Source organism: Candidatus Poriferisocius sp., from assembly GCF_965208355.1.
In the GTDB taxonomy this organism is placed as follows: domain Bacteria; phylum Actinomycetota; class Acidimicrobiia; order Acidimicrobiales; family Bin134; genus Poriferisocius.
The window spans coordinates 3,090,160-3,109,285 of the sequence record NZ_CBDBOM010000003.1; the positions used below are offsets into that span (position 1 = coordinate 3,090,160).

A 19,126-nucleotide genomic window follows, 5' to 3' on the forward strand; every position below is an offset into this window, starting at 1 on the left:
TCCGTCTAGGGGGCTCGCAGCATGGCCACCCCTATGCACCGTCCCGCCCTGCCCGACTGCCCGCGATGCGAGAAGAAGCGCTGGGCGTCCAGGGTGTCCATTCTGGAGTCCTCAATGTTCTTGAGCCATACACCGGCATCCAGCAACTGCTGTTTGACCATGTACGGAATGTCCAGGTGCGGCTTCTCCCCGGCGTCGTAGAGCACCACCGGCTGTTGGTGGAACTCCCCCTCAGCCTGCATGGCCTCGTTCATGGAGACTTCGAGGGAGAGCGGTTGCAGGCACGGGCCGATGCCCGCCTGGATATCTCGCACCCGAGATCCCAGCTCCCGTGCCATCGTCTCCACCGCCTTTTGCGCAATCCGCCCGATGGCCCCCCGCCATCCCACGTGCACGATGCCGATGGCCGGTTGTGCCGGGTCGTAGAGCACCACCGGCGCGCAGTCGGCCACCAAGACGGCCATTGGGATCATCGGCGTGCTCGTCACCAGCGCATCACAGGTGGCCACTCCGGACTCCGATGAGTCGGCGCCCCGGCCTCTGTCGTGCTCGCTTACAACTTTGACCCGTACCCCGTGTACCTGACGGGGAACCACGAGGTTGCGGAAGTCGAAGCCCAGCTCGTCGCCCGCGATCTTGCGGTTGGCGATGACCCGTGCCGGGTCGTCTCCCACCTCAAAGCTCAGGTTAAGACTGCCCAACTCGCCCGTGCTCACGCCACCTTCACGGCCCGTGACCGCGGCCAAGGCCTGATCTCCGTCAAAGCTAAAGCGAACTGAATCCATGCATGTCCCTCAATGCGAACCAGTCAAAATCGTAACGACTGGCATTACGCTGATGCGTCGAGGAGAAGCGAGAAATGCCCGAATCCCCAGTATGGTCCTCGCCGGTGTTGCGGTCGGTACGCGGGGTGGTCGATCGCTCTCGACACGTCCACACCTCGGTCGAGGCCATCGAGGAAGTGGCCTCATGGATGGCCTTTGAGGAGTTCGCCTTTCCGTCTGGCCGGGTGGACGGTGCCTTCAGCGACCGGACTGACCCGGCGGAGATCATCGATACCTCCTTCTTCTATGCGGTCATGAACTTCGCCTTCACCGACTTCGACTCCGAGGTGAAGTTCGCCGCCGATTATCGGGGCCGCACCTGGTCGGACAGCGAGGGCATGTTCGCCTGCGTAAACCAGGCGCTGGACGACGGTGTGCCGTTGACCAATGGCGCCTTCCTGGCCGAGATCAGTCGGGCCGAACTGAACCGCGTGTTCAGCGGAAACATCGAAATCCCCATGCTGGATGAGCGCGTCGAGATCCTAAACACGGCGGGCCGCATCCTGGCCGACCGCTACGACGGCAGTGCCCACCGCTTCGTCGCCGACTGTGCGCCAGCCATGTACGCCAACGGAAATGGCCTACTGGAGCGGCTAGTGGCCGAGTTTCCCAGGTTCAACGACGTCAGCTCCCACGACGGCCATGAGGTGCAGTTGCACAAGCTGGCCCAACTTTGGCTCTGGCAACTGCACATGGCGCTGGCCAGCGGAGGTGCCTTCGCAGTCGCCGATCTGGACCGGATGACGGCGTTCGCCGACTACATCGTTCCCGTCGCCCTGCGGCTCATGGGCATTTTGTCCTACTCCGCTGAACTGGAAGATGCCATCAACCGAGGCGAGCTGATCCCCGCCGACAGTCCCGAAGAAGTGGAGATCCGGGCTCATACCCTGTACGCCACTGCCCTGCTCACCGACGCAAACAATCAGATTCGCCCGCCCTCGCAGTCGCTTGTGATCCCCCAGGTGGACTTCCGGCTCTGGAAGAGTTACCACGCCACCTTCTGGCCCCACCACCTAACCCGCACCATCATGTATTGACCTACTGAGGGAGGTGACCGCAAAACGCCGTCACCTCGGCGGTTCAGGATCGCAGTTAGCCAGTCAGTGTCTCTCCCCCGGAAAGGTCCACCACTCGTCGCTCGGTGACGATTGCCGTGATGAGCTCAGCCCGAGTGACATCGAACGCAGGATTGATCACTTGGGTCTCAGGCGGAGCCGTGCCTTCAAGCGGGTAGGAGATAACTTCACGGGCCCCTCGATCCTCGATCGGGATTGACGCGCCCGAGGCTGTTTCGAGGTCGATGGTCGATTCTGGAGCCACCACCACAAAGGGAACGCCAGCATCGGCGGCGGCGAGCGCAAGACCGAACGTACCGATCTTGTTGGCGGTGTCGGCATTGGCGGCGATCCGGTCAGCGCCGGTCAAGACAACGTCGACAAGGCCGCTGGCCAGCACCGATGCAGCAGCGCTGTCGACGATGAGCCGGTGCGGAGCGTCCATCTGGGCGAGTTCCCAGGCCGTCAGCCGGGCGCCTTGCAGCAGTGGCCGGGTCTCCAGCGCGACAACCTCCTCCAATAGGCCTCGCTTGTGTAGCTCCTCGGCGACCGCGAGCGCCGTACCGCCCTCTACGGCGGCGAGCGCTCCTGTGTTGCAGATCGTCATCACCGTTAGCGGCCGGCCATCCACAAACTGCGCAGCGAGATCGGCGCCTCGCCTTGCCATACCGCGAGATGCCGCGATCTCCTCGTCCCGGACTTCAAAGGCGGCATTGAGCACTGCGTCGAAGCCCTGGGGAGCAAATTCGGCGACGCGGCGGACCATACGCGCGAGGTTCACTGCCGTAGGGCGAGCGTTCTCTAGGTCGTTGAGCAAGGCCTCCAGCCGCGCGGGATCACCGGCCGACTCACGGTGGGCGAGCGCAACGCCGAAACCACCCGCGACTCCCAGCGCGGGAGCTCCCCGAACGGAGAGCCGTTCAATGGCCGCCACCACATCGGCAACTGTGGCGAGGGGAAGTACTTGTACCGAGCCCGGAAGCATCGTCTGGTCGATGATCTCCACCGCGTCTTCAACCCAATCCACAGTACGCGTCAAGACCCGCCCCTTTATTTGTCTGACAACTACGGCCAAGGTACTCGCACAGCCACGGACATCTCAACCCCGATGTTCGGTTGCTCATGAGCTGAGCAGCCTCGCACCCGATGTTGACATCACATCAGGCGAACGCCTAATTTGTCTGACAAGTAGGCATTGTTGGTCGGTCGCGAGGGCCTCATGGAGAACAGATGGACGTCGGCGAGCGCTGGCGGCGAACACGACGACGACCTCGATGCCTGCGTCCATGGGTCTCAGCTGCTGGGCCGCGACCCAGCTCTCGTTTTGCATGGTGGCGGGAACACGTCGGTCAAAAAGCCGTTCCACGACCTCACAGGCCAGGAAATCGACGCGCTCTACGTGAAGGGGTCGGGTTGGGATCTGGCCACGATCGAGCGAGCGGGCTTCGCCCCGCTCCGACACGACCGCCTCCTCGAGCTGCTTGCCCTCGACTCGCTAAGCGACGTGGACATGATGCGAGAGCTCTCGGCCGCCTGCCTGGACCCTGCGGCACCCGCCCCATCGGTTGAGACGCTCCTCCATGCCCTGATTCCCCACAAGGCGGTGCAGCACAGCCACGCCGATGTGATCGTCACCCTCACCAACACGGCCGAAGGGGAGGCCACGGTCAGAGACGTCTATGGACCGGAAGTGCTCATCATCCCGTACGTCATGCCGGGCTTCGACCTCGCAAAGGTCGTGTCGCAGATGTGGGATGACGACCGCTACTCCGGGATAGTCCTTCTCAACCATGGTCTGTTCACCTTTGCCGACACGACGAGAGGGGCGTACGAGCGCCACGTGGAGCTCATCTCCCGCGCCGAAGCATGGCTCGATGAACACGCGCCGATGGCGGCGCCAACGACCGAATCGCCACCTCCGTGCAGCTGCCTTCGCCTCGCCGATCTTCGCCGGCAACTCTCAGAGGTCGCCGGAAAGCCGCTCATCGTGGGTCGACACTGGACGCCGCAAGTCGCCCGCTTCGTGGCTCGACCAGACCTTGACAGCCTGGCCAACCGGGGCCCATTGACCCCGGACCATGTGTTGAGAACCAAGCGAACAGCAGTGGTCGGCACTGACGTCGACGCCTATGCAGAGGCCTACCGGGGCTACTTCAACGACAACGCAGCCCGCTCCGAAGAGCCACTCAAGATGCTTGACCCCGCGCCCCGGGTCCTGGTCGACCCCGAAATCGGCCTCCTCGGTATTGGCGACACCGCCAAGGCATCGGCCATCTCGGCTGAGATCTACGCCCACACCATGCCGGTGCTCGAACGGGCCGAAGACCACCTCGGCGGCTACGTCGCACTCCCGCCCGAAGAAATCTTCGAAGTCGAATACTGGTCGCTCGAGCAGGCCAAGCTCGCCCTCGACGGTCCCAAGGCCCGTTTCACCGGCTGCGCCGCCATCGTCACCGGGGCCGCATCGGGAATTGGCCGGGCTTGTGCCGACGCCCTCCTCTCACAAGGCTGCGCCGTAACTGGTTTCGACTCCTCACCGGCTGTCGAGTGCGCCTTCGAAGGCCCGAACTGGCTCGGGCGAGAGGTCGATGTCACCGACACAGACGCCCAGCAACGGGCCATCGACGACGCAGTTGAACGGTTCGGCGGGGTCGACATCGTCGTTGCCGCGGCGGGCATCTTCGGCCCGTCAGCGCCCATTCAAGACCTCGACTTCGCCGACTGGCGATCAGTCCAAGCCGTGAACGTCGACGCGATCGCGCAACTGCTCTCGTCGACTCACGACCTGTTGGCGCTCTCGCCCATCGGTGGGCGGGTGGTCATAATCGGATCAAAGAACGTCCCTGCCCCCGGACCGGGCGCAGCCGCCTACTCCGCGTCCAAGTCGGCCGTGACCCAACTAGCGCGGGTCGCGGCCATCGAGTGGGCCGAAGAGGGCATCCGCGTGAACGTCGTCCACCCCGACGCCGTGTTCGACACCGGGCTTTGGAACGATGAGACCCTCGAAGCCCGGGCGGCACAGCATGGACTGACCGTCGAGGAGTACAAGTCCCGCAATCTGCTCGGGACAACGGTTAGCTCGAAGTCCGTTGCTGCTGTCGTAGCCGAACTTTGCAGCGACACGTTCGCGGCGACAACCGGCGCACAAATCCCGATCGACGGCGGCAACATCCGAGTGGTGTGACTGCCGGGCGACAACCACGTCATAGAGGATCGCAATGACCCAATCGGACCGCGTAGCGCGGGACCTGCGGGAGCGCGTCGAATGCGGCGAATGGCCAACCGGTAGACGCCTGCCGGGTGAGCATCAACTGGCCACCCACTACGGGGTGTCCCGAAGCACGGTTCGCACGGCTCTTCAGGACCTGGAGAGCCGCGGGCTAACGGTGACACGGCATGGGTCCGGCACAGTCGTCGTCGCGACCGGGCATGATCACCAGGCCGACATCCGTCGTCTCGAATCCATGACCGAGACGATTCGTCGACGCGGCCTCGAACCCGGCATGCGCTATCGGAGCATCTCGATCAGGGACATCTCCAAGGAGGAAGCCGAGGAGCTACAGCTCAGCCCGTCGGCAGAGGTGGTGGAGATCGAGAGGGCTTTGACCGCCGATGCCGAAGTCGTGGCCTTCTCGTACGACGTCATCCCGGTAGACCACCTGGGCGGTGCACCGGACCCCTCTGACATCACGGGGTCGGTCTTCGCGTTGCTCGGTCGACACGGTCATCATGTCGCCGTCGCAACAACCGAGCTCCATGCTGCTCACGGCGAAGACATCGGCTGGGGGGAACAGCCGGAAGATGCCTCCTATCTCGTACTGGTGCAGAACCACCTAGACGGCGAGGGGCGACCGGTGTTCTTATCGTCCACGTACTTCATCGAAGGTCGCTTCCCGTTCGGCCTCGTCCGCCACCGCTGAGCAACCCGGAACCTCTACGTCAGCGGGTCGCTGCTGGCGGCAGTCTGGCTTGATAGGCATTGACGAGGCGGGGGAACCACCGTTGCCAAAAGGCGCCTGACGTCTCGGTGAGGGCGCGATCAATCTCGTGGATGTAGGACTGCATCAACTGGGAATTGCGGAATAGCTCACTATGGGCGCTGGCTGCTGAGTGAGCGGTCAAGAATGCCTGCCGCGCCTCAGCGCCAGACCAACGGTCAGGAAGGAGTTCGCATGGCAATTGTGGATCGTCGCGCATGACCTCTTCAGTGGCGACGATGGCCGAGAGCATCGAAGCGGCGATGTGGTCACCGTCTGTGACTGAGGCCCGCTCGGCTATGGATCCCAATTGCCGGGCAACCAGGTCGTATCGGCCCGTCAAGTCAGTCAATGGCCAAAGCCGATCGACAAGAAGTTCGTCGGACAATTCCTCCCCAATTCGGATCGTTCGGGAGGCGAAAGTCGTCACGGCGTCGGACACCTTGAGGTGGTTGGCAAGCTGCAAAACGAAGTCAGTCAGGTCGTAAGCGTGGACGTAGAGCCCCGACTGGAGTGGGGCAGCCCCAAATTCGACGAGGAGATTGCGAATCGCGTCACGGGCACCCCGACGCCTCTCTGGAATCCCGAATCCGACCAACCGCCAATGTCGGTCCCAGGGTTCGAGTCCGGCATCGACGCGGTGCGCATAAGCAGACCAGCCGAGATCCACATCAAGCGCGGCCCGTCCCACTTCGGTCACCTGATATTCCGCCGAGCGGCCCCGTCCTCCGGATTGAGCTAGGAGACCTTCCCTGACGAGCCGGCCCAGGCAGTCGCGCATTGCCTTATCGGAATGACCGAGTAGGGAAGCCATGACAAACAACGGCTCAGCTGATACTTGACCGTCCTGGCCAATCCCCGACAGGACAAGGGCTCGAGTTGGAACAGTGCTCATAAGGCCGTTTTGCTCTTCCCCCACAGATTTACAACGATGTCGTATATTATCAACGACCGTTGGACTTATACGGCAATATTGCTATATTGAACCCTGTGAGTTCCACCACGCTGACGTTTGCTCCCGACCGCGCCTTGCCCAACATCGCCTATCGGGACCCTTCTTTCCTCAAGGCCGAGATGGACAGCATCTGGCACGGAGATTGGGTGTTCGTCACCACCGAGGATCATGTAAGCGCTCAAGGCGATCAGCTTCCGGTCATCATCGGCAGCCAGCCAGTCCTGCTGTGGCGCAATCAGCAGGGCGAATTGGCGGCGATGTCGAATCTCTGCGCTCACCGGGGAACTCTGCTCGTTGATCGGCCGTCAAACGCCAAGCGAATCCAGTGTCCGTACCATGCTTGGACCTACAACGACGACGGCCGGCTGTTGTCGGTTCCGTTCACGCCCAAGGACGCCATCGACAAGGCTGCGCACTGTTTGCCGAATTACCGAGTCGAGTCTTGGCACGGCTTGGTGTTTGTGAGCCTCAATCCTGATGTTGAGCCGCTTACCAAGCGTTTCGCAGCCATCGAGCCCCACGCGGTCGCACACGGGATCGACCAAATGGCCCACCGTTCAGACCAGCAGGACACCCAGGTGTGGGAATGCAACTGGAAGCTGGCGATAGTGAATGCAATGGAGAGCTACCACTTGTTCCAGGTGCACCCCAAGACGCTCGATCCCTACACGCCAACCAAAGACGCCTACTACATCGCAGGCTCGGCCAGGGCTACTGCCACCGGCGGCAAGGTGGAAAACCAGGACGACTACCTGCTGATCAGCCTGCCACCCAACTTCGTAGGCGTGTTCAACGCCGGCGGCTTCTATTGGCAGACGGTTCACCCGATCGACACTCAGCGCTGCACGGTCCGAACTGGCGGGGCATTCGCCGCAGACCCCCAAGACCGCAGTAGTGGCCGGTTCAGGCGCTGGACCAGCCAATTAGCCACCAACGCGGCGGCCTACTCCCTCCCGGATTTCCTGCCCGAGGACAAAGCGATCTGCGAGAGAGGCCAGCGTGGTGCCATCGGCGACTTTGAGCCTGGACTTCTTGTTCCCGCGGAGCGGGTAGTTACCGACTTCGGCCACTACCTCAACTGGCGGATCAACGCCATCGAGCCGCCCGCTGTCCACACGGAGGCGATCAAGTGATCCCGATTTCTGCACGGCCAACTCAAACCAGATCCCTCCGGTTGTGGCCCACATGGACCGCCGTTGCCGCTTTGTGGGCATTTGCGCTAACCGAGCAGATCTGGCTCTTCGCCGTGCTGTTCTTGGCCTGGGCCGCATTTGATATCGCCACCGGGGAGAGCAGCTTCGTCCAACGCGTCACCCGCCGCGACCAACCGGTTACGTATTGGCTGGTGGTCTCGTCCTGGGTCCTGCTTTCGGTTTTGTGGCTCGCCTTTCCCAGTTGAGTTAGGTACCGAGCTCGGTGAGGAGGGCGTCGGCTAGGCGCTGATAGTGCCATTCCTCGTTGTAGAGGTGGGCGGAGATGCGGAGCAGGCGCTCGGGGGGTTCGGGCCAGGTGAACACCGGCACCTGGATGTTGTGGTTGTCGGCCAGAGCGGCCATGAGCGGATCGAAGATCTCCGAGCCGGAGTTGTCGGCGGGCGGGACGGGCACCGAGGCGATGGAGCCGATCATGTTCTCGGGCGCCGGCGGATCGATTGCCAGAGCGTCGAGCAGGATCTTTCGGCCCGTCAAACACAGCGCTCGGGTAGCGGCTCGGACACCGGGCCAGCCGTCGGGGTGCATGGCGGCCACTGTGTCGAGGGCGACGGGGACGGTGAGCCAGGCGCTCGGGTCCTGTGTTCCGGTCCAGTCGAATTGGGCGTGGAAGTGACTCTCGCTCGATGGCCAGGCGTCGTTGTAGCCGTGGCTGATCACTGGGGGGTACATGCCCTCGCGGCGGTCTTCTCGCACCCACAGAAACGCCGCTCCCTTGGCCGCGCACATCCACTTGTGGCAGTTGGCCGTGACATAGGAGGCCCCCAGCGCAGAGACGTCGAAGTCCAACATGCCGGGGCCATGGGCCGCGTCCACCAGCAGTGCCACCTCGGGCTCAAGGGCGGCGGTGAGTTCGGACACCGGCATCACCAGCCCCGTCGCAGAAGTCACCGAGTCGATCATCACGACCCGGGTGCGCTCGGTGACGGCTCCGAGCACAGCATCGATTACCTGCTGGAAGGATTCCAGCGGAAACGGCACCTGGGCTGTGACAACACGGGCGTCTGCCCTCGCCGCTGAGACCAGCGCCGCGTTCACACAGGCGTTGTATTCGTGGTCGGCCACCAGGATCTCGTCGCCCGGGGCAAGGCTGGGTTCAAGCGACCGAAAAACGGCGTTCACCCCGGTGGTGGCGTTGTTCACGAACACCAACCCCGCCTCATCGGCCCCCACGAAGTCGGCCACCACCCGGCGGGCGGCGTCCAATTCGCTTTGGTATTCACCGCCCACGAAGTACTTGGTGGGATTGGCCTCAAATCGCTGGCGAATCCTCTCCTGTGCCTCCAACACCGGAGCTGGCGTTGCCCCGAACGACCCGTGGTTCAGATGCAGCACGCCGTCTTCGAGCAGCCACGGACTCACAGAAACCACCGCGGAACCCTACAACGGCCCACTGGATGACAGATTCCCTCTTTTTCCCATGCCTCTACCTTGAGGGCCTGATTTCAAGTGGCGCCCACCAACTCTCGAATGGTGGCTGCTCGCTCGCTTCCGTCATCGCAGGCCTGCGCCCATCCGGCAGCGTCAGAGCTGTAGATGTCGTCAACAAGGGCCGTCGATGCTCCTCGTTCAAGTAGGCGCCGAACCATTTCGAGACGGCCGAATTGAATGGCGAAGTGCAGTGCGGTCGTGTTGCGGTAGGGGCGCACATCAATGTGGACACCGGCGCCGAGGAGATAGTCCACAACAGTGCGCCGGTCATTGAGCGCAGCAAAGACGAATGCCTCACCCAGGATCTCTTCTGGCTCAACGGTGGGAGGTTTGCCAGCCGGTCGGCCGACATCGACCCAGTTCGGACGGTGGATACCCGGATCATCGAGAAGTGCCCCGTCAGCAGATACCCAGCGCTTGACTTTGTCCAGCAGACCGCAAGCGGCAGCGAGCCACAGTGAGTGCCGATGCAGACCAGCGGTAACAAGCACATCGGCGGCCTCAATAGAACTGTGCATTGCGGCCGATTCAAGGGGTGTGATGTCGGCGTCGGCCCTGGCTACGGGATCGGCACCGGCGGCCAGGAGCTGCTCGCAGAGGTCCGGCAGGTTCCAGCAACCGGCCAAGTTGAGGGCCCGGTTCAGCTCAGCACCAGCACCAATGAGCACGTCAACAACCTGTGGGGATGGCGGAGCGACTCCCGGCTGGGTGGTCCATTCCAAGAGCGTGTTCCCCTCGACTTTGAGGGTCACTACCGGCGGGTCGGCAATGAGAGCGGCTTGGAGCCCTTCTGCGTCCCCCAACAGCAGGGAGTGCAATGCGGGCTGAATTCGCTCGTCTTCACTCTTGATTCCCATTGGGGCCCATTCTGCAACATCAACGGCGAGCACCTAGATGTTGCGGAGGGATCGTGGGCGGGGCCGTATCATTCGGCAGCGACAGGAGGCGACGACATGTCTGATTCGACCCTGGCAATTGGCAGCCAGATCCATCTCGGCCACTCGATGATCACTTTCATCGAGCCGCATCGCGGCGAGGGACTGCACGAGTACAACCGCTGGTACGAGCACGACCATGCCTACGCGGCCATGACCGCCGCTCCCGGTTGCTTCGCCTATCGGCGCTACGTGGCCACGAGGCGACTCAAGGATCTGCGCTTCCCCGCCGATGGCGCGGTGGCCGATCCGGTGGACAACGGCTCGTTCATCGCCCTCTATTGGATGGAGGAGGGGCGTGACGCCGACACCTTCGGCTACTCGTTTGCAGTCGGCCCCGACCTGTTCGCCTCCGGACGTATGAACCCCAACCGCGACCACATCAGCACCGCCGCCTACGACCTTGTTGGCTCGGCGGGCCGGGGACCCGCCCCGATTCCGCCGGAGATCGCCCTCGACCATCCCTATGCGGGCATGGTGGTGGCCTGGATTCGAGGCGACAGCACCGACTCTGTGCTTGCTGCCGCCTCAGCCCTGCGCGCCGATCGCGACCCCGAACTCCTCGCCGAGGGCAGCCTCATCGGCCAGATCATCGACTTCGTCCAGGTCAGCAAAGAAGGCGGTCTGCCGCCCCTCACCGGCGAGCACCCCGAAGTCCTCCGCCTCTACTTCTGCGACCAAGACCCCGAAGATTGCTGGGACGCCTTCGCCACCCTCGCCGACGACGTCGCCGCCCGTGGCGCCCGCATCGAACTCCTAGCCCCCTTCATCCCCACAATCCCCGGCACCACCCAATACCTCGACGAACTCTGGTAGGCGCTCCGAACTCTTACGCCAATTCCAGGCGGTCAACCTTGGATTTTATTTTTGACCACTGGATCGATTCGACCAACCGATCCAGCGTCGCGCGACCAACGGTCTTCTGATCCCCAAGCTCCTCGTCGAGTTTCTGCGTTGAGATCACCCAGAACTTCCAAAATGTTGGGCTAAAGACGTTCTCATTTGTTGCCGGCACCGGCTCATGGAGGCAGAACACATACACATCTGCGAACCTCACAGGGCGATCGTGCACGATCCAATCGTCAGTCTCGGCCACCCAGTGTCGCCATCTCGGAGCAATGTTGAAATTGGGCTTCGACGGCTCATACAGATTCCACGTCTGACTCAGTCCCGATGCCTTGACCTCGACCTTGACCTTCTCCTCGTAGAGCAAATCGTACGCATCCCATTCATGGCGCACCTCGCCATCGCCGATAGCTCCGAGCGCTTGCCCTACCAACCACTCCGCGAAGATCCCCCGATTCCGGTTGTCGACGAGATCCCCCATGGCCCATTTGTAGAACCCGTCGATATCGATGCCGAATACTCTCTTTTCCAAATTTGGAGCCACGAGCAACATAATGGCACAAGGACACATAAGAGCACTTGCATAGACAAGTCGATATATACTGCTGGTTGTGAAACCGGCGGAATTGCTTCGGGAGGCGCGGCGGCGCAAGGGCTTGAGCCAGGCGGAGTTGGCGACGCGTGCCGGTACAAGCCAACCGGTGATATCTGCCTATGAGCATGGAAGACGGGACCCAACCACCCGCACCCTCCGCCGATTGGTTGCTGCTGCCGGTGGCCGTCTGGAACTCCGATTGGCATCCGAGCCTCCCGACATTCCACCGCCCGCGAGCCTCGAAGAACATGCTTCCCGACTCATAGATGTACTTCTCTTGGCCGACGCCATCGGACACCGCAATCGCACGCCGCTCGCCTATCCTCGAATTGACTCGTCATGACCCGGCTGTCGCTGCCCGACAAAGTTCTCGCTATCGACAGTGCTCTAGGCGACATCCCCCATGCCTTCGGCGGAGCGATTTCGCTCGCCTATCACGCCGAGCCAAGAGCAACTATCGACATCGATGTGAACGTCTTCGTACCTGTTGAGCGGGCCGCTGAGGTACTCGACCCAATCAGCCAGCTTGGAGTCGAGATCACCAAGGCGGCCGAGACAGCGACCAGCCATGGCCAAGTCCGGATCATGTGGGACAACACACCCATCGATCTCTTCTTCTCCTACGACCCATTCCACGACGCGGCCGACCAAGCGGCCGTGGCAGTTCCTTTCGCCAACCACACCATTCGCGTGCTTTCCGCCACTCACCTCAGCGTCTGCAAGGCGGTATTCGACCGACCGAAGGACTGGGTCGACATCGAATCCATGATCGCCCTTGGCACCTACTTCAACGTCGCCGAAGCACTCCGCTGGACTGGGCGGATCGTCGGGGACGAAGACCCCCGTTATGAGCGACTGGCTGCACTCCTCAGCAGACAAACGTGACTGATGTCCAGAATCCCTAGTCCCAAGGGCTATTCCACGTTCGGAGCCAAAACGCTGGCCCAAAACGTCATCATGTCTTCGACGAATACTGGGGCGAGGTCGGGGGTGCCGGCGATGTGAGCGCCGCGGACTCCGAAGCCGGCTTTGGCGGCGTAGAGGAAGCCGTCGAGATCGACTAGGGCCGGGTCAGGCACATTGGAGGTGGGGAGGATGAAGGCGCCGTCGTCGGCGATGTAAACGGTGGGTGCATTGGGGGCCACAGCAGCATCGGGTTCGTGCTCCAGGGGGGTTGTGCGGTCGAAGCTGTGGTGGGCGTTCGGCAAGATCCGGACGCTGGCGTCGCCGCCTGCCACCCGGATGGAGTGGATGTGGGCTTGGACTTGGGTGGGTGAGCACCAGTCGTCGAGATCACCGATGATGGCGCGGACCTGGGTGCTCCCGACGGCGGGATCGAGGAACTGGTGGCCGCACCAGGGGTAGGCGGCGTACACGCCGGCGAGTTGCGGGGCGTCGGATGCCGATGACAGGTGCACCGACGCGGCGCTCAGAACAGCGGAGCCGCCTCGGCTGTGGCCTTGGGCTCCGATTCGCGAAGCGTCGATTTCGGGTCGGGTCGCCAGAAGCTCGGCAGTGGCCAGAACATCCCAGGCGCTGGCCGCAAACGAGTACTGGATCTGATTGTCCACCGTGGAAACGACATTCCGAGGGCCGAAGGGATCAATGGCGCATGCTGCGATACCCGAATCGGTGATCGTCGATGCGTGGGCCAAGTGGTGAGCCTGGAGCCCCAGGCTGCCGGGAACGACGATCACCACCGGGAACGGCCCAGCCCCATCAGGCACAAAGAGCTTGGCCCAGAGGTCGAGACGCGGCATCGCTGCCGTATCGGAAATGGCCTGGTAGAAGTTCTTGGGATTGGCCGACGCGATGGCCAGCGCCTCACCCGCCAGCCCGTTGTCCAAGCAGAACCCGTCGTCGTAGACAGCCCCGGCATCGTCCACCGAGTCACCCTAATGGCCTTTCAAGAACCACACCTGTCCGGGTCCCGTGGGCCACTCTACATAGTGGTTGCTACTATGTTCTGGTGGCGGTGTGGCTCCCCATTAGACGTTCGGGTTTGGCGCTGGCCTTGCTGGCTTCGGTGCTCGCGTTGGCGTCGTGGCCGGTTTCAGCCCAGAGCGGCAGTGTGCCGGCCACACCGGCCCGCCCGGTGATTGACAGCGTTGCCCACAACTCGGTGACGTTGTCTTGGGCTGATCCCAGCGACTCGACCATCACCGGTTATCAGATCTTGCGGCGCCATCGGGCGACTCAACCGGCGGGTGTGTTCTCTGTTATCGAGGACGACACCGGCTCGGCGGCCACCACCTACACCGACTCGACCGTCGAGGCATCGACTTCCTACGTGTATCGAATAAAGGCCCGCAACGCCCACGGGCTCAGCTTGAGATCCGTCTACCGGCGGGCCGACACCCCCGCCGCGCCACCCGAGCCGCAGATACAGACGGAAACCGACGACTCGGATTCGGCGGAAACCACGATTGCGTTGGCTGCGGCCAACCGGGCCAGCCGGGGCGTCTGGTCCGACGGCGCCACCATATGGGTAGCCGACAGCAGCCAAGACAAGATCTACGCCTACAGCCTGGCCGACGGCAGCCGCGACGCCACCAAAGACATCGACGACCTCAATGCCGCGGGAGCCAATCACCCCCGCGGCATCTGGTCCAATGGCACCACGCTCTGGGTGGCCGACGGCGGCGACGACAAAGCCTTCGCCTACAGCCTGGCCGACGGCAGCCGCGACGCCACCAAAGACATCAACGGCCTCGATGCGGCGGGCAACAACCGCCCCATGGGGATCTGGTCGGACGGCACCACGCTCTGGGTGGCCGACGATGGGCAAGACAAAGTCTTCGCATACGACCTTGCCACCGGCAGCCGCGACGCCTCCAAAGAAATCGACGACCTCGACGCCTCGGGCAACGCCCACTCCCGCGGCATCTGGTCCGACGGCACAACGCTCTGGGTGGTCGATAGCGGCGACGACAAGGTCTATGCCTACAGCCTCGCCGACGGCAGCCGCGACGCCACCAAGGACATCGACAGCCTCGACACCACCGATTCCCGCAATCCCTGGGGGTTGTGGTCTGACGACACCACGATGTGGATCGGCGACAACTCCCAGAACCACCTCGCCGCCCATGACATGCCAGAGCCCGCCGCCCAACCCCAAAGCGAGGACTTCACGGGGCTGTCCACGGGCTCCGGTTACACGTGCCTCCTGCGCTCCGACGCCACCGTGGCCTGCTGGGGAGCGACTCCCCACGGGGAAGACGTTGTGCCAGCAGGCACCTACCAGGCGGTGGCCACCGGTTCCATCCACGTCTGCGCCATAAGGACCGATGGGACCATCGCCTGCTGGGGGGACGGCTCGTTTGGCCAAGGCGATGCGCCCTCCGGCACCTACAAGCAGATCGCGGCCGATGGCCGGACCACGTGCGCCATCGCCACCGACGACACCATGGCCTGCTGGGGCTACAACTCCTTCGGCCAGGCCATGGCACCGGCGGGCACGTTCACGGCCGTGACCTTGGGTTGGGAGCATGTCTGCGCCCTCCGAACAGACGGCACCATCGCCTGCTGGGGCTACAACGACGAGGGCGAGACCAACTCGCCGGGGGGAACCTACAAGGCCATCGACGCCGGAGAAGTCCACACCTGCGCCATCCGGACCGACGACACCATCAAGTGCTGGGGACACCACTGGCATCAGCGGTCCAAGGCCCCGGCGGGAACCTACAAGGAGTACCGAGCCGGCCACGCGTTCTCCTGTGCCATCGCCACCGACGACACCATCACCTGCTGGGGCAAGAACACCAGCAGGCAAGCCAGCCCGCCGGCGGGAACCTTCAAAACGGTCGCCACCGGGATGAACCACGCCTGCGCCATCGCCACCGACGACACCATCACCTGCTGGGGTTCGAATGCCAGCGGGCAGTCCAACGCACCCTCCGGCACCTACAAGGCGGTCGCCGCCTACGTGAGTCACTCCTGCGCCATCGCCACCGACGATTCGGTGACGTGTTGGGGATTCGACCCCAACGCAATCGCGGAGGCACCGGCAGGCCCCCACTCCGCCGTGGCCCTCGGCGACTATCACGGCTGCGCCATCGCCACCGACGACACCATCACCTGCTGGGGCGACAACGATCATGATCAGACCGACGCCCCCACCGGCACCTACCAGGCCATGGCTCTCGGCTCCTACCACGGCTGCGCCATCGCCACCGACGACACCATCACCTGCTGGGGCGACAATGCATTGGACCAAACCGACGCCCCCACCGGCACCTACACCGCCCTCACAGCCGGATACGATCACACCTGCGCACTCAAGGCCGATGGAACCATCGCCTGCTGGGGTTACAACCGCAACGGGCAGACCGACGCCCCCACCGGCACCTACACCGCCATCGCGGCCGGTGAGGATCACAACTGCGCCCTCGCCACCGACGGCAGCGTTGCGTGCTGGGGAGATGACTCCGATGGACAGAGCGACGCGCCGACTGGCACCTACACGGCCATCGCCGCAGACGACACCCGCAGTTGCGCCATCGCCGATGACGGCACTCTTGCGTGCTGGGGCGACGACTCCCACAAACAGACCAGAGTGCCCGCCGGCACCTACACCACGATCTCGCTGGGCTCGCTCCACAGTTGCGCCATCGCCACCGACGGCTCGATCTCCTGCTGGGGCCACAACCGCTACGGGCGAACCAATGCCCCCTCCGGCAACTACACCGCGATCGAGGTTGGAGATCGCCACGGCTGCGCCCTCGCCACCGACGACACCATCACCTGCTGGGGCGACCCCCGGGGCAACCCTCCCGACACCGCAACCAGCGCCTACAGCTCAATCACAGTCAAAGACAAGCACACCTGCGCCATCACCACTGACGGAACAATCACCTGCTGGCCCCGCTCGCCCAAAGGAGTCAGCTGGACAACGTAGTGGCGGGGGCGGGATTTGAACCCGCGACCTTCGGGTTATGAGCCCGACGAGCTACCAGACTGCTCCACCCCGCGTCGAGTGGACTGATTACTCTACCCCCCTCCCGCCGGGCTGTCACCTGGTTTTCCATGGTTCGTCGGTGACAACCCGGCGGTCGCCCAGGGGGTCAGGCGAGTCGCTTAGGAGGCGGGGCTAGCCGGGGCTGGCGAGGGCTTGGATCTCGGCCACTCCAATGGGGTGGGGCTGGGCGGCAAGCGCCTGGGTGGGAACGGCGGGAGGCGGATTGGCGCAGGATCCGCCGTTGAACACGCACACCACAGAGACCTCCCAGAAGGCGGTGAGCGCCACCTGATAGCGGAGATCGGGCTGATTGACTGAAGCTTGCCGGTAGTAGTGGAAGCAATCGGAAGGCTGGTCCAGCGGGTCCCGGGAGTGGTCGAAGGCCACCACGTCGTCGGCGTCGCACCACAGCGTGTTCCCGTCGCCCATGTCAATCCGCAGAAATCCCAGTCGACGGGGAGAGGCGGTGACGGTGAGGCTCAACTCATGGCCATCGAGGGTGGTGGTAACCGTGTCCGACACCGGCGTGCGATCAGCGTTCGAAACCCACACGTAGGTGGGGAGCTGGACAATGGCGATCTCAGCAGGAGCGGTCAGCGTGGTCGGCTCGGGGATGGCCAGCTGCCCCCAGGCCTCGTTGCGCAGCCGGGTGGTTTCTTTGAATGTGGGCGGCGGGGGCTGTGGCGGCGGGGCGGGCCGGTACACCCAGAATGTGACGAGCTGCGTTTGGTCGTCGGTTTCGCAGAGCTTGAACACATACACCTCATCGGGGTTGGGAGCGACCACGTAGCCGTTGTCCAACCAGGCGTCCAGCTCGGTGGGACTGCCCTGTCGGAAATAGCACGGCGGCCTCGAGGGGTCGGCGGGATTCGGGGCGGGGTCCAACGCCCCGGGCACGTCCACCTCGATCCATACCCCGATCTCCACCTCGCCGTCATCCGTCTCGACCGAGGTGCCTTCGTCCGGCTGCTGCCATCCAAAAACCGTCCCGGCACCGGCCTTAGCAGGGCTCGACGCGGCAAGAAGACAGACAGCAGCCGAAGCCAATAGCACAGAGCCTCGCATTGAACTTCCCTTCGGGCCTTCGGGGGCGCGCGCGGCGCGAGAAGGGGGAAGCTCAGGGGGAAGGGGCCAACTCTCCTACGCCGGGCCCCCGATGTCAATAGGCGACCTCACACAAAGGCTCCTGGCTGCGGTCTCACCAAGGTGCGGCTCACCACCAGCCCCACTAGCGATAGCGACCCGCCGAAAAAGAACGCCCACGAAAGCGATGCGAGACCCACGACGGCACCCATGACGAGTCCTCCCAGGCCCATCGCAAGATCGAACGCAATGGTGAAGGTGCCGATGGCCTGGCTGCGCTTGTTGGCCGGCGCAGTTTGCACAGCCATCACGAACAGGGCGGGAAAGAGGAACGTCTGACCCATGGCCAAGAACACCGTGCCGATGAAAACACCGGGGACCTGTGGCCAAATAGCCAGGATCCACAGGCCAGAGATCGAGCATAGATACGACATGGTGCTGGTGCGCTGCGGCCCCAGCCGGTCGGGCAAGCGAGCCAGCAGAATCCGCATGCTGATGATGATCACCGCGAAGGTGGCGAACACCACCCCTGATCGGTCGAAGCCGATGTCCACCACATGCAGTTCGATGAAGGCCAAGAATCCGGAGTAGCCCATCAGCCCAAATCCCAGCAGCAGGGCTGGCCGGGTGGCGGGCCAATGAATGAACGAAGTTGGCCACCCCGTCGGGGCGTCGTCGGGGCGGCCGTGAATTGAAGCCGCCCCCAGCACAGTGGCGATGGCGCTCAACGCGCCACCGGTTACCCACACTGCGTCGGTGCTCACCGACTCGGCCAGTTGCTCACCGATAAGTGGCCCGCCAGCCAATCCGGTATAGATCGTCACCGAAAAATAGGAGATGGCCTCACCTCGTCGGTGCTCTGGGGCCATGTCTTGGGCCGCGGCCGCGATGCCCACGAAGAAGGCTGCCTCCCCCAGTCCGGTAAGCAACCGGAATAGCACCGCCACTGCGACCGATGTGGCCCAGAGGTTGCCGAGAATGCCGAGGCCCACCAGCACACAGCCCAACACCACCACGTAGCGACGCCCTTTCGAGTCGCCCAATGGACCGAAGATTGGACGGGAAATCGCGGCCGACAGTCCGAATCCGCCGACAGCCAGCCCCACTGCCACGGGCCCTCCGCCCAAATCGTTCTCCACGAATCCGGGAAGCACCGGATACACCAACCCCAGGGCCACGAAGTAGAAGACGCCGCACAGACAAAGCGCGACGAAGCGGGCGGTGAGCAGCGGCTGGGAATCGGTAGTCAAGGGTGAG

At 63.5% G+C, this 19,126-nt stretch carries 18 protein-coding genes, 1 tRNA gene and 1 pseudogene; 10 read left to right on the plus strand and 10 right to left on the minus strand.

Annotation, left to right across the window (positions count from 1 at the left end; all coding sequences use genetic code 11):
• Nucleotides 1–5 precede the first annotated feature (5 nt).
• A complete protein-coding gene (locus ACOGXH_RS15650; protein ID WP_419930018.1) occupies nt 6–785 on the minus strand; it encodes a polyphenol oxidase family protein in 780 nt (259 codons plus the stop codon).
• 74 nt (nt 786–859) lie between these two features.
• Between ACOGXH_RS15650 and ACOGXH_RS15655 the strand changes: the two genes are divergently transcribed.
• Nucleotides 860–1,861, plus strand: a complete 1,002-nt coding sequence (locus ACOGXH_RS15655; RefSeq protein WP_419930019.1) for a queuosine salvage family protein — start codon at nt 860–862, stop codon at nt 1,859–1,861.
• Between the two features lie 55 nt (nt 1,862–1,916).
• Here the strand turns inward: ACOGXH_RS15655 and mtnA are convergent, their stop codons facing one another.
• A complete protein-coding gene (gene mtnA, locus ACOGXH_RS15660) occupies nt 1,917–2,906 on the minus strand; it encodes an S-methyl-5-thioribose-1-phosphate isomerase (RefSeq protein ID WP_419930020.1) in 990 nt (329 codons plus the stop codon).
• Between the two features lie 171 nt (nt 2,907–3,077).
• Between mtnA and ACOGXH_RS15665 the strand changes: the two genes are divergently transcribed.
• The 3 genes and pseudogenes from ACOGXH_RS15665 (at nt 3,078) to ACOGXH_RS15675 (ending at nt 5,799) form a co-directional block, all read left to right on the plus strand.
• Nucleotides 3,078–5,063: a bifunctional aldolase/short-chain dehydrogenase gene (locus ACOGXH_RS15665; protein WP_419930021.1), complete on the plus strand. Its 1,986-nt coding sequence runs from the start codon at nt 3,078–3,080 to the stop codon at nt 5,061–5,063.
• Between the two features lie 34 nt (nt 5,064–5,097).
• Nucleotides 5,098–5,283 (plus strand): annotated as a pseudogene (locus ACOGXH_RS15670) (winged helix-turn-helix domain-containing protein); the annotation flags it as partial.
• A gap of 60 nt (nt 5,284–5,343) precedes the next feature.
• On the plus strand, nt 5,344–5,799 hold the full coding sequence (locus ACOGXH_RS15675; protein WP_419930390.1) for a UTRA domain-containing protein: 456 nt from the start codon (nt 5,344–5,346) through the stop codon (nt 5,797–5,799).
• Nucleotides 5,800–5,818: 19 nt separating this feature from the next.
• Here the strand turns inward: ACOGXH_RS15675 and ACOGXH_RS15680 are convergent, their stop codons facing one another.
• Nucleotides 5,819–6,556 carry a PaaX family transcriptional regulator C-terminal domain-containing protein gene (locus tag ACOGXH_RS15680; protein ID WP_419930022.1) on the minus strand — a complete coding sequence of 246 codons (738 nt, stop codon included), beginning with the start codon at nt 6,554–6,556 and terminating at the stop codon, nt 5,819–5,821.
• A 290-nt stretch (nt 6,557–6,846) separates the two neighbouring features.
• Between ACOGXH_RS15680 and ACOGXH_RS15685 the strand changes: the two genes are divergently transcribed.
• Together ACOGXH_RS15685 and ACOGXH_RS15690 are read left to right on the plus strand one after the other, a co-directional pair.
• Nucleotides 6,847–7,944, plus strand: a complete 1,098-nt coding sequence (locus ACOGXH_RS15685; RefSeq protein WP_419930023.1) for an aromatic ring-hydroxylating oxygenase subunit alpha — start codon at nt 6,847–6,849, stop codon at nt 7,942–7,944.
• 41 nt (nt 7,945–7,985) lie between these two features.
• Nucleotides 7,986–8,210, plus strand: a complete 225-nt coding sequence (locus ACOGXH_RS15690; RefSeq protein ID WP_419930024.1) for a hypothetical protein — start codon at nt 7,986–7,988, stop codon at nt 8,208–8,210.
• 1 nt (nt 8,211) lies between these two features.
• Here the strand turns inward: ACOGXH_RS15690 and ACOGXH_RS15695 are convergent, their stop codons facing one another.
• The gene (locus tag ACOGXH_RS15695) at nt 8,212–9,393 is read right to left on the minus strand and encodes an aminotransferase class V-fold PLP-dependent enzyme (RefSeq protein WP_419930025.1); all 1,182 of its coding nucleotides are present in this window, start codon (nt 9,391–9,393) and stop codon (nt 8,212–8,214) included.
• A gap of 74 nt (nt 9,394–9,467) precedes the next feature.
• Nucleotides 9,468–10,310 (minus strand): ankyrin repeat domain-containing protein, encoded by an 843-nt coding sequence (locus ACOGXH_RS15700; RefSeq protein ID WP_419930026.1) that lies wholly within the window; start codon nt 10,308–10,310, stop codon nt 9,468–9,470.
• A gap of 96 nt (nt 10,311–10,406) precedes the next feature.
• Here ACOGXH_RS15700 and ACOGXH_RS15705 point away from each other — a divergent pair, with 96 nt between their 5' ends.
• Nucleotides 10,407–11,204 carry a hypothetical protein gene (locus ACOGXH_RS15705; protein ID WP_419930027.1) on the plus strand — a complete coding sequence of 266 codons (798 nt, stop codon included), beginning with the start codon at nt 10,407–10,409 and terminating at the stop codon, nt 11,202–11,204.
• 13 nt (nt 11,205–11,217) lie between these two features.
• Here the strand turns inward: ACOGXH_RS15705 and ACOGXH_RS15710 are convergent, their stop codons facing one another.
• A complete protein-coding gene (locus tag ACOGXH_RS15710) occupies nt 11,218–11,778 on the minus strand; it encodes a hypothetical protein (RefSeq protein ID WP_419930028.1) in 561 nt (186 codons plus the stop codon).
• A 67-nt stretch (nt 11,779–11,845) separates the two neighbouring features.
• Between ACOGXH_RS15710 and ACOGXH_RS15715 the strand changes: the two genes are divergently transcribed.
• Together ACOGXH_RS15715 and ACOGXH_RS15720 are read left to right on the plus strand one after the other, a co-directional pair.
• Nucleotides 11,846–12,172: a helix-turn-helix domain-containing protein gene (locus tag ACOGXH_RS15715; protein ID WP_419930029.1), complete on the plus strand. Its 327-nt coding sequence runs from the start codon at nt 11,846–11,848 to the stop codon at nt 12,170–12,172.
• A complete protein-coding gene (locus ACOGXH_RS15720) occupies nt 12,169–12,714 on the plus strand; it encodes a hypothetical protein (RefSeq protein ID WP_419930030.1) in 546 nt (181 codons plus the stop codon). The genes ACOGXH_RS15715 and ACOGXH_RS15720 overlap by 4 nt, the downstream gene beginning before the upstream one ends.
• 29 nt (nt 12,715–12,743) lie before the next feature.
• Here ACOGXH_RS15720 and ACOGXH_RS15725 read toward each other — a convergent pair whose 3' ends face one another.
• On the minus strand, nt 12,744–13,715 hold the full coding sequence (locus tag ACOGXH_RS15725) for a dienelactone hydrolase family protein (protein ID WP_419930031.1): 972 nt from the start codon (nt 13,713–13,715) through the stop codon (nt 12,744–12,746).
• An 83-nt stretch (nt 13,716–13,798) separates the two neighbouring features.
• On the opposite strand from ACOGXH_RS15725, the gene ACOGXH_RS15730 reads away from it, so the two are divergent.
• Nucleotides 13,799–16,726 carry a fibronectin type III domain-containing protein gene (locus ACOGXH_RS15730; RefSeq protein ID WP_419930032.1) on the plus strand — a complete coding sequence of 976 codons (2,928 nt, stop codon included), beginning with the start codon at nt 13,799–13,801 and terminating at the stop codon, nt 16,724–16,726.
• Here ACOGXH_RS15730 and ACOGXH_RS15735 read toward each other — a convergent pair.
• The 3 genes from ACOGXH_RS15735 to ACOGXH_RS15745 form a co-directional block, all read right to left on the minus strand.
• A tRNA-Met gene (locus ACOGXH_RS15735) sits at nt 16,727–16,800 on the minus strand.
• Between the two features lie 118 nt (nt 16,801–16,918).
• Nucleotides 16,919–17,851 carry a hypothetical protein gene (locus ACOGXH_RS15740; RefSeq protein WP_419930033.1) on the minus strand — a complete coding sequence of 311 codons (933 nt, stop codon included), beginning with the start codon at nt 17,849–17,851 and terminating at the stop codon, nt 16,919–16,921.
• Nucleotides 17,852–17,958: 107 nt separating this feature from the next.
• Nucleotides 17,959–19,119: an MFS transporter gene (locus ACOGXH_RS15745; RefSeq protein WP_419930034.1), complete on the minus strand. Its 1,161-nt coding sequence runs from the start codon at nt 19,117–19,119 to the stop codon at nt 17,959–17,961.
• Nucleotides 19,120–19,126 lie beyond the last annotated feature (7 nt).